Raw genomic sequence first — 10,422 nt, 5'->3', positions numbered from 1 at the left:
CTGTATAGGTTCTTGTTTGTGAACGAGAACATCCATTAGAAGACACAGCGCCTAAGGCAGAAGTGATTGATGGTGTACCACAGGCATCTGTTGCGATTGCAACTCCTGCCGCAGGAACTCCTGCTGGATTACATCCTAATGCTGCTCCCGGAGGACAGAATGTGAATTCCGGTGCAGTAGTATCAACTGTCCATGTGAATAATTGAGTACAGGTTGAACTGTTACCGCAAGCATCTGTTGCAGTGTATGTTCTTGTTTGTGAACGACCACATCCATCAGAAGACACAGCACCTAAAGCAGAAGTGATTGACGGTGTACCACAGGCATCTGTTGCGATTGCAACTCCTGCTGCAGGAACTCCTCCCGCTGGGTTACATCCTAATGCTGCTCCCGGAGGACAGAATGTGAATTCCGGTGCAGTAGTATCAGCTGTCCATGTGAACAATTGAGTACATGTTGAACTGTTACCACAAGCATCTGTTGCTGTATACGTTCTTGTTTGTGAACGACCACATCCATCTGAAGAAACAGCGCCTAAAGCTGAAGTAATCGATGGTGTACTACAATTATCTGTTGCAGTTGCAACTCCTGCCGCAGGAACTCCCGCTGGGTTACATCCTAATGCTGCTCCTGGAGGACAGAATGTAATTTGTGGTGGCGTTGTATCATTAACAGTAACTATTTTAGTACAAGTAGAAGAACAGTTTGCCGCATTACTTAAAATTAAAGTAAGGGTAAAAGTTTGTCCACAAACGCTACCAGCATTAACGGTTACATTTTGTTGATTAGCTACTCCTGAAATAGTGCCATTTCCGACAATAGACCATGCATATGTTAATCCAGCTCCTGCCGGACCAGAATATCCAATTGAAGTTGTACTTGGACAAACCGAATCAATACCTGTTATAGAACAAGTTGGAGAATTGACTACAGTAACAATTGTAGGCAGACCAATTACTGCCGTACATAATGACGTCGTATTTGTCGCTAAGACATGGTAACTTCCTGCGGGAAGACCTGACCACGTGAGTGTTCCTCCGGTTCCTAACTGTGCTGCTTGCACATTACTACTATCTGAATCCAATACTAACTGATAACTAACTCCGGTCTCAGAACTAGCCATTGTGATAGTACCTGTATTTGGTGAAGAAGAACAATAAGAACCTCCTATTAAAGTTTTATCAAGAGGAACAGAGCCAAATCGTCCTCCTGCAAAATCTTCTAAAGTTGAATTTAATGATTGAGATTGTCTTGTTTCAATTATAAAAGTACCCAAACAAACACTTAAATTAAAATTAATGCTTGTTAAATCTATGAAACCTTCAAAAAATGAATTCTCAGGATAAGTATTAGCAGCACCAGCTTTTGGAGTATAACCCCATGCCAGTGGTGAATTGACTACAGTAGAATTTACACGAGCATCAAGTCCTGATGTAGGTAAAGGAATTGGTGTTGGATTAAGAGTTCCATTAGCACCCCCATCCCATCTAAAAGCCTGTATCTGAGCTACAGATCCCCCATTAACGAAATGGCTAATCATTAGAATATCTCCATCGGTATGGTCTCCACTAAAGCTACCATTTACTAGTTTCGCAACGCTACCTTGAAGAAGCCAAAACCCGATAGCTGAATCCCCATTATTGGAATATCTGTCAGCAAAGAAATACAATATATTACCATCTAAATAATAACCCCCATTGGCGATATTATTTTTATCATTGGAACTATTGGTTTGCCAACCCCAACTACTAATAGGATTGATGTCTTTTGACCCTCCTCCTTGCCAGATATCATCAGATGGATTTGTTGGATCAATTATCCTAGCCTTTATTCCTCCTGGAAGGGCTAGAGTATTGAACCAATCACTTGGATCTCCATCCAATGTAATCTGTGCAGATGAAATGTTAGAAAATAAAAAAAGCACGAATAACATAATAATGCTAATCATACCTTTGCTTTTTATACTGCCTCTGTTATCAGGGCAACAACAATCTGTGGTGTTTGATTTAGAAAAATCAAGCTTAAGACCACTTTCTCCTTGTGTGACATCATAACTGTCACAACAGGGAAATCCTAGAAATTGTAGTAATGTACTTTTTTTCATAATGTTAAGTATTTAAAGTAATACCACATCACGAATAGGTTGGGTTAGTATTTTTGGGGGTGATTAAAAGACTTGAAAATCAAATTATTTAACCAATCAAATCAGAGTAGATTTTAAAAGGGATGATAAAATTATATAGAATTATAAATAAACGTTAAAAAAAGCGTAAGTTTTCTACGAACAAAACGTTTTAATCGACTAACTGCACAAAACCAAATAAAAATTAAGGCACATTTAACGTAATTATTGGTTTTTATTAACTAAATTATGTTAAAAACTTTGAATAATCTATTGTTAAAATAGTCATCATAAGCACATTGACTTTGCAATATCCAAAAATAAAAAAAAGATTAAATTCAAGATTTAATCCTTTAGTTTTCAAAATATTTAGCTAACCTATTTGGTTAAAAATTTGGACTTGAAACAGACCTCTACTTTAAATCCTTTTTGTAGGTTCTTCTTCTTTTAAAGGTAACCGGATCAAAGTGTTTCCACATGTTGTGAATGGCGTGATTGTCTTCTAATTCGGGAGTTCGGATGCAGTTTTGAATTCCCTTTTCTTTGAAAGTTGTGTAGTATTCATTAAAGATGATTGCCGTAACTCCTTTACTTTGGTATTCCGGGTCAATACCTATCAAATAGAAAAGCACTTCTTTGCTTTCTTTTTTTGCTTTAAGCAGATGATAGAATCCGAAAGGAAACAACTTGCCTTTGGCTTTTTGCAATGCTTCCGAAAAACTTGGCATCACTATACTAAAAGCAACCATATTATCATCTTTATCCATTACGAACTTAATATATTCCGGATTGATAAAACTTATATATTTCTTTTTGAAATACTCTTTCTGAACATCCGTAACCGCAACAAAAGAAGATAAGTCTGCATAAGATGCATTAAACAAGTCAAACATCTTATCCACATAAGGCAGGATATCTTTTGTCTTTGTAAAATTAAGCGCATTCAATTGGTACCTTCTTTTTACCAATTCATTTGGCTTGACAAAAAATTCGGTTTTTACATTAGAAAAAGGAAATCTGTTTTCGAGATATTCTTTCTCTTTTACATAACCCAGTTTTTCCAAATGAGCTGCATAATATGGAAAATTATACCACGTAATCATCGAACCAATTTCATCAAAGCCTTCGGTAAGCACTCCAACTTTATCCAAATTTGAAAAACCCATTGGTCCTTCAACGTATTCTAAATTGTTCTTTTTACCCAATTCATATACTTTCTCAAGCAAAGCTTTAGTCACTTCAATATCATCGATAACATCCCACCAGCCAAAACGCACTTTCATTTTTTGCTGGTCATTGACTTCATCCCAATTGATAATGGCCGCAATTCTGCCCACAACCTTATTATCCTGGTAAGCCAAATAGAAATTTGCCTCAGCAGAAGTAAACGCCGGATTTTTAGTTTTATCAAAAGTATCCAACTCGTCATTGATTAACGGCGGAACCCAATACCGATGGTTTTTATATAAGGCAAACGGAAACATGACAAACTCTTTGAGGAGTTTCGGAGTATTGGCTTCAATTATGGTAATCATTATTTGGTCTTTTCTAATTCTACTTCGTCTTTACGTTTTTTACCTTTATCTTTTTTAGATTTTTTGTCTTTCTTATCTTTCTTATTATCGCCTTTTACTCTTTTGTAATTTGTTTCATAATTGCTGTCAAAACGCCAGGCCATCCCAACATTTGCTAAAAGCAAAGAAGGTGTATCTTTCACATTTTTACTAAAAGAAGCATCCAATTGAATGTTTTCACGAACCAGATAAGCAGCACCAAGCCTGAAAACAGTATCAGCATACCAATCACTTTTATAGCCCTGGAATTCTAAAAATCCTGACCAACGCATATTAAATCCTCTTGTCATTGTGGAAATAATCCCCAAAGTCGGGTAATCAGTCATGTACTTATCGGCGATAATATTGTTGACCCAAACCCATTTGCTTCCAAAATGATGCTGAGTTATGACCATTATTTTCGGGCTTACGGTTCTATCTGTCGGAAACGTAAACGGATTAGTTCCAATATTAAAATTAACTCCGGCATAAACCGCAACTGCTGGAATAAATTGCTTCCAGTGAAACTTGTGATTGGCTTTCCAGCTCAACAAATTTGGTTTGTCCTGTTTGATAAACGGATCATAAACCAGGTATTTTGCGCCAACGGTGATTTGCTTAAATCCGCCACGCGTATCCTGAATTAAGGGTGCTTTATACCAATCATATTGATATTGTGTGTTTAACGTAAATTCAAACTGATCAAAGAAAGCGCCATATCTTACATCGATTTCAGTTCCAAAACCATTTGCTTCATAACGTGCTAAATTATGCTCTTCCTTAACACCATACAAACCGGCTTCCGCCTGAATTACTGTTTTACCAACTGAAAATGCGGACATCGATTCGCCCGGTCTGTTGGAATTAATAATGTCTGTATATTGTGCATATTGAGTAGCCGAAATCAGCAAAAAGGCAGCCACAAGAAATGTTTTCATATTCATCATACGTCAGGAAATTTAAGCGTTACAACTTAGTCTTTCAAAAGTAGTATAATTTATTATTTATTTAAGAAGTCAAAGCGATTTTTAAATTGTGGAATTTAGTATTTTTGACAAAAATTATTTATTCAATGGAAACTGCATCTTTTCAGGGAATTCTGGACACTCTTTTATTCATTATCGTTTTCTATTACGTAATGAAGTTTTTAGCGCGTTTGTTTTTACCTGTTATTGCCAAAAAAGTAGTTGAAAAAGCATCACAGCAATTTCAACAACAGCAAGAAAATTATCAAAACCAAAATACCACTCAAAAGCAAACTGTCGAAAAACCAAAAGAGAAAAAAATCGTTGGTGACTACGTTGATTTTGAAGAAATAGAATAACTTCGTTTTAAGTTTTAACAAAAACTATCAACCGACAACCGACAACCAAATTACATGAAGCAACTTCAAAAGCTCTATCCGCATCTATTAGCCATCATTGGTTTTATCATTATCTCATTAGTTTACTTCTATCCTATTATCCAGGGCAAAAAAATATACCAATCCGATATTGCGAAATATACAGGAATGGCAAAGGAGCAAATTGATTTCAGAGCCGAAAATCACACCGAACCCTATTGGACGAATTCCTCTTTTGGTGGAATGCCAACCTATCAGTCGGGCGCAAATTACCCGAATGATTATATCGGAATGCTGGATAATGCTATCCGTTTCCTGCCTCGTCCTGCCGATTATTTATTCCTTTATTTCTTAGGATTTTATGCACTGATGCTGGTTTTTAGAGTCGACCCGTTGAAAGCATTTTTTGGAGCACTTGCATTTGGATTATCAACGTATCTGATTGTCATTATTGGCGTCGGACACAATGCCAAAGCACATGCTATTGGCTATATGCCTTTTGTTGTTGCAGGTTTTATACTGGTTTTCAGGAAACGATATTTGCATGGCGGAATCCTAACAATGCTTGCCGTTGCGCTTGAAATCACAGCCAATCACTTTCAAATGACTTACTATTTGTTGATGCTTTTGATAGTGATGAGTTTCTTCTTTATATACCAGCTTATACAGGAAAAGGATTTAAAATCTTTGCCAAAAATCATTGGAACATTTGCTGTTGCTGTAATTTTAGCCGTTGGTGTTAATGCTACGAGTATATTGGCAACCAAAGAATACGCTGATTTTAGTACGCGTGGCAAAAGCGAATTACAGTTCAATGCCGATGGTTCTAAAAAAGAAAGCAACATCGCAATGGACAGAAGCTATATCACCGAATATAGTTATGGCATTGTAGAAAGTCTGAATTTGTTTTCTCCACGATTATTCGGTGGTGGGAACAACGAAAAGCTAACCGAAGATTCACATGTTTATAATTTCATGCTCAACTATGGCGCATCGCCGCAGGAAGCTCGCGAACTTACCGATAATTATGCTGTAACCTATTGGGGCGATCAACCTCAAGTGGCATCACCTGCTTATATTGGCGCTGTCGTTTTCTTCCTTTTTGTGTTGGCATTATATCATGATAAACGCAAAATAAAATATGCTTTTTTTGCCGGAGCCATTTTCTCTTTATTGCTTTCATGGGGAAAGAACTTATCAATCCTGACAGATTTCTTTATCGATTATGTTCCGATGTATGACAAGTTCAGAGCGGTTTCTTCAATTCAGGTTTTGCTCGAATTATGTGTGCCTGTTTTAGCGATTATGGGTTTACAGTCTTTCTTTACCGATGAAGAAAACCGTTGGAAAAGCTTATGGAAAACCGGAGCTACAACTTTTGGAATTATAGTATTGCTGTTTGTATGTAAAAGCATGTTCAACTTTGTGGGCGAAATTGACCACCAATTAGTAGACGCACTTAAACAACATCCTGACAAAGCATTTGGCACACAATTTATTGATGCGCTTAAAGAAGACCGAAAAGATTTATATTCTGCCGATTTATTGCGTTCGGGATTTTTGATTGCCATTACGTTTGGTGCTCTTTATATGTATATCAAAAATAAACTGGCAGCTAATACTGCCGTGATTTTGGTTGGGATATTTATGGTGGGTGATTTGTTCTTTGTTGACAAAAACTATCTAAGCAACGATGGACAACAATTCAGAAGTGCTCAGGAAGTTAATATGCCATACCAACCAACACAAGCCGATTCGCTGATACTTCAGGACACAACCAACTTCAGGGTTTATGAATTAGCAGGTGGCATTTATAGTCCACGCTCGTCTTATTTCCATAAATCGATTGGTGGTTATAGTGCGGTTATGCCAAGACGTTTTAAAGAAGTTTATGAGCATCATTTCGAAAGAAGCATGGGCGATTTGGGAAGCATTATCGATCCACAAACACTTTCGCTTAAAGCAAGTATTCCTGTAATAAATGCATTCAACATTAAGTATTTAATAGTTGGTACCGAAAAAGGCGATATTCCAATTGTGAATCCGTTTCATAATGGCAATGCCTGGTTTGTAAAAGAATTGAAGGAAGTGAACTCAGCCGATGAAGAAATCAATGCATTAGGCAAAATTGAAACCAGAGATGTTGCGATTTTCAGAACTGAACCTTTAACAAAAGGCATCAATAAAGGCACAAGAAAATTTACAGCCGATAGTACAGCTACAATTAAATTGGATTTATACAAACCAAACCATTTGATTTATACTTCTAATAATGTTAATGATGGGTTCGCAGTATTCTCTGAAATCTATTATAAAGATGGTTGGAAAGCTACGATTGATGGAAAAGAAAGTTCAATTTTCAAAGTAGATTACACTTTACGTGGAATGGATATCCCAAAAGGAAAACACACTATCGAATTCAAATTTGACCCTCAAGTTGTAAAAACAGGAAGCTTGATTGCGTTGTTCAGTTCGATTGTGATGTTCTTAGTAATTATTGGTGGCGTTTATTTAGAAGAAAGAAGCAAGAAAAAAGAACAAAGAAAATAGAAAAAAATTATTCGTGCATTCGTGGCTAAACAACTAAACTCAATTTGGAACCAAAGAAACTCTTAATCATCACCTATTATTGGCCGCCAGCCGGTGGTCCCGGAGTACAGCGTTGGTTAAAGTTTGTCAAATATTTACCCGAGTTCAACATTCAGCCGATTGTTTATATTCCCGAAAACCCAACCTATCCAATTATTGATAACGATTTGGAAAGTGAAGTTTCGGACAAAGCGATTATCATCAAAAACAAAATCTTCGAACCTTATGGTTTAGCATCCTTTTTTGGCAAATCCAAAACCAAAAAAATCAGCTCCGGAATTATTCCGAATCAAAAGAAACAATCTTTTTTAGAAAAGACTTTGCTGTGGGTTCGCGGCAATCTTTTTATTCCCGATGCACGTTTTCTATGGGTAAAACCTTCTGTAAAATATCTGAAAAAATATATCGAAGAAAACAATATCGACACGATTGTAACTTCCGGACCGCCGCATAGTCTGCATTTAATTGGTTTGCAATTAAAAAAAGATTTAAACATAAAGTGGTTCGCCGATTTCCGTGATCCTTGGACAACTATTGGGTATCACAAAGCTTTGAAATTATCAGCTTCCGCAGAAAAGAAACACAAAGCTTTAGAAAAAGAAGTTTTGAATTCCGCCGACACAATTATCGTAACCAGCAAAACTACCAAAACTGAATTTCAGGCGATAACTTCAAAACCAATTGAAGTTATCACGAATGGTTATGATATCGAAAAAATTGAGAAACAAACTCTAGACGAAAAGTTCACTTTGGCGCATATTGGTTCATTTTTATCTGAAAGAAATCCAAGGATTTTGTGGAAAGCATTAAAGGAACTCATAAAAGAAAATAAAGATTTTAAAAACGATTTCCGTTTGAAACTGATTGGCGCGACAAGTCAGGAAGTTTTGGATACGATTACCGAATTCAAACTCAATGATTATGTTCAGAATCTCGGCTATGTTTCGCATCAGGAAGCAGTTGAACATCAAAGAAAATCTCAGGTTCTATTGTTAATAGAAATCAATTCATCAGCTACAAAAAGTATTATTCCCGGGAAACTTTTTGAATATATGGTTTCCGAAAGACCAATTATTGCCATTGGCCCTGAAGATTCCGATTTTGCCGAAATCATTACCTCAACCAATACCGGTGTTTTCTTTACTTATGACGAAAAAGAAAAACTAAAAGCATTACTTTTGAAATACTATCTGGAATATCAAAATCAAAATTTGAAAGTAAATGCCGTTGGTTTGCAACAATATTCCAGAAAAAATTTGACAGCGCAATTGGCAAAACTCATAACTCATAACTCATAACTCTAAAATGGGCATCGTCCAAAGGCAATCCATTAAAAACACCATCATCACGTTCCTTGGATTTGGAATTGGTGCCATTAATGCGTTGTTTTTATATACTAACTTTCTAGGAAAACTGCATTACGGAATTGTAGCCACCGTGCTTTCGGGCGCGAATATCATGATGCCGCTGATGGCTTTTGGCGCACAAAACACACTAATCAGATTCTTTTCATCCTATAAAAATCAGAAAGAGCGCGATGAGTTTTTAACGTTCATTTTATTTCTTCCATTGGCTTTGGCTATTCCACTTGGATTGGGATTTTACTTTTTCTATGACAACATTTCACACAGCTGGATAAAAGAAAACCCAACGCTCGAACCGTTCTTTTGGCTTATTCCCGTAATTGGATTATTCATGGCGTATTTCGAAGTGTTTTATGCCTGGGCAAAAGTCCACATGCAATCCGTAATTGGAAATTTTATCAGCGAAGTGTTGGTGCGTTTGATTGTGATGGGGTTACTTATTGGAGTCCATTTTAATTGGCTGGCAAAAGACACTTTTGTCTATTGTGTGGCTCTCGCCTATTTTGCGCAATTAGTCGGAATGAAATTGTATGCGATTTCGGTGAAAATGCCTGTCCTGCGATTGGTCATTCCAAAGAATGTTAAAGAAATAATTCAGTATTCATCATTCATTATTGTTTCGGGCGGTGTTGCCGTGATGCTTGTCGATTTTGACAAAGTAATGATTCCGCAATACAAAGACATTGGTCAAAATGCCTTGTATGCTGTGGCGATATTTATCTCGACAGTAATTGCAGTACCAAGTCGCGCCATGACACAAATCATCGCACCGATTACCGCCAAACTAATGGTCGAAAAGAAACACGATGAACTTAACGATTTGTATAAAAAGAGTGCTATCAATCTGCAGGTTATTGGCGGATTTATCATGATACTCATTTTTGTAAACATCAAAGAAATGTATCATCTGATTCCGAAAGAATATAGCGGTGGAATTCTGGTTGTTTTCCTAATTGGATTATCCAAATTCTACGATGTTTTGCTTGGAAATAATAATTCGATCATTGTCAATACGAAACACTATCGCACTGTTTTACTATTCGGAGTTTTCACTGTTGTATTGATGATTGTTCTGAACATGATTTTTATTCCGATGTACGGCATCGAAGGTTCTGCTTTTGCGACTTTGATTACGGTAATGATTTACAACACAATCAAACTTTTGTTTGTCGTAAAGAAAATGGATTTGTATCCGTTTACTATTAAAACCCTCGAATCGCTTGGCATCTTAGCGGTTTGTTTCCTGTTGTTCTACTTTTGGGATTTCCCTTTTCACACGATTATCAATATCGGATTGAAATCTATTTTGGTTGGTGCTTTGTATGTATATTTGAATTACAGATTAAAAATCTCCGAAGATATCAACACCATCATTAAAACAAACCTGAAAAAAGTGAAGTTATAATTTTGACGCAACTATAAGTAATTTTTTGTGTCTCTAAATAAAAAAAC

General features: G+C 36.5%; 6 protein-coding genes and 1 pseudogene. 4 read left to right on the top strand and 3 right to left on the bottom strand.

What is annotated here, in order from left to right; translation table 11 throughout:
- The 3 genes and pseudogenes from ABIQ27_RS02885 to ABIQ27_RS02875 form a co-directional block, all read right to left on the bottom strand.
- Nucleotides 1–2,104 (bottom strand): annotated as a pseudogene (locus ABIQ27_RS02885) (hypothetical protein); the annotation flags it as partial.
- A gap of 431 nt (nucleotides 2,105–2,535) precedes the next feature.
- On the bottom strand, nucleotides 2,536–3,657 hold the full coding sequence (locus ABIQ27_RS02880; protein ID WP_348031883.1) for a GTP cyclohydrolase: 1,122 nt from the start codon (nucleotides 3,655–3,657) through the stop codon (nucleotides 2,536–2,538).
- Nucleotides 3,657–4,613: a transporter gene (locus tag ABIQ27_RS02875; protein ID WP_348031881.1), complete on the bottom strand. Its 957-nt coding sequence runs from the start codon at nucleotides 4,611–4,613 to the stop codon at nucleotides 3,657–3,659. Before ABIQ27_RS02875 ends, ABIQ27_RS02880 begins: the two co-directional genes overlap by 1 nt.
- Before the next feature lie 134 nt (nucleotides 4,614–4,747).
- Between ABIQ27_RS02875 and ABIQ27_RS02870 the strand changes: the two genes are divergently transcribed.
- Genes ABIQ27_RS02870 through ABIQ27_RS02855 form a run of 4 tightly spaced genes read left to right on the top strand, consistent with a single transcriptional unit; the run spans nucleotide 4,748 to nucleotide 10,375 of the window.
- Nucleotides 4,748–4,999 carry a DUF4834 domain-containing protein gene (locus ABIQ27_RS02870; protein WP_348031879.1) on the top strand — a complete coding sequence of 84 codons (252 nt, stop codon included), beginning with the start codon at nucleotides 4,748–4,750 and terminating at the stop codon, nucleotides 4,997–4,999.
- Between the two features lie 54 nt (nucleotides 5,000–5,053).
- A complete protein-coding gene (locus tag ABIQ27_RS02865) occupies nucleotides 5,054–7,567 on the top strand; it encodes a YfhO family protein (RefSeq protein WP_348031877.1) in 2,514 nt (837 codons plus the stop codon).
- A gap of 44 nt (nucleotides 7,568–7,611) precedes the next feature.
- Entirely contained in the window at nucleotides 7,612–8,904 is a 1,293-nt protein-coding gene (locus ABIQ27_RS02860; protein WP_348031875.1) for a glycosyltransferase family 4 protein, read from the top strand.
- A 7-nt stretch (nucleotides 8,905–8,911) separates the two neighbouring features.
- On the top strand, nucleotides 8,912–10,375 hold the full coding sequence (locus tag ABIQ27_RS02855; protein WP_348031873.1) for a polysaccharide biosynthesis C-terminal domain-containing protein: 1,464 nt from the start codon (nucleotides 8,912–8,914) through the stop codon (nucleotides 10,373–10,375).
- The last annotated feature ends 47 nt before the right edge of the window (nucleotides 10,376–10,422 follow it).

It is taken from the genome of Flavobacterium sp., from assembly GCF_039916025.1.
GTDB lineage: Bacteria > Bacteroidota > Bacteroidia > Flavobacteriales > Flavobacteriaceae > Flavobacterium.
Note: the sequence above shows the minus strand (reverse complement) of the source record. Positions and strands in the feature narration are given on the sequence as shown.

Bases quoted from the DNA above. Each gene is read 5' to 3' on its own strand.
- ABIQ27_RS02855 (WP_348031873.1), top strand. From the start codon at position 8,912: ATGGGCATCGTCCAAAGGCAATCCATTAAAAACACCATCATCACGTTC.
- ABIQ27_RS02865 (WP_348031877.1), top strand. From the start codon at position 5,054: ATGAAGCAACTTCAAAAGCTCTATCCGCATCTATTAGCCATCATTGGT.
- ABIQ27_RS02870 (WP_348031879.1), top strand. From the start codon at position 4,748: ATGGAAACTGCATCTTTTCAGGGAATTCTGGACACTCTTTTATTCATT.
- ABIQ27_RS02880 (WP_348031883.1), bottom strand. From the start codon at position 3,657: ATGATTACCATAATTGAAGCCAATACTCCGAAACTCCTCAAAGAGTTT.
- ABIQ27_RS02875 (WP_348031881.1), bottom strand. From the start codon at position 4,613: ATGAAAACATTTCTTGTGGCTGCCTTTTTGCTGATTTCGGCTACTCAA.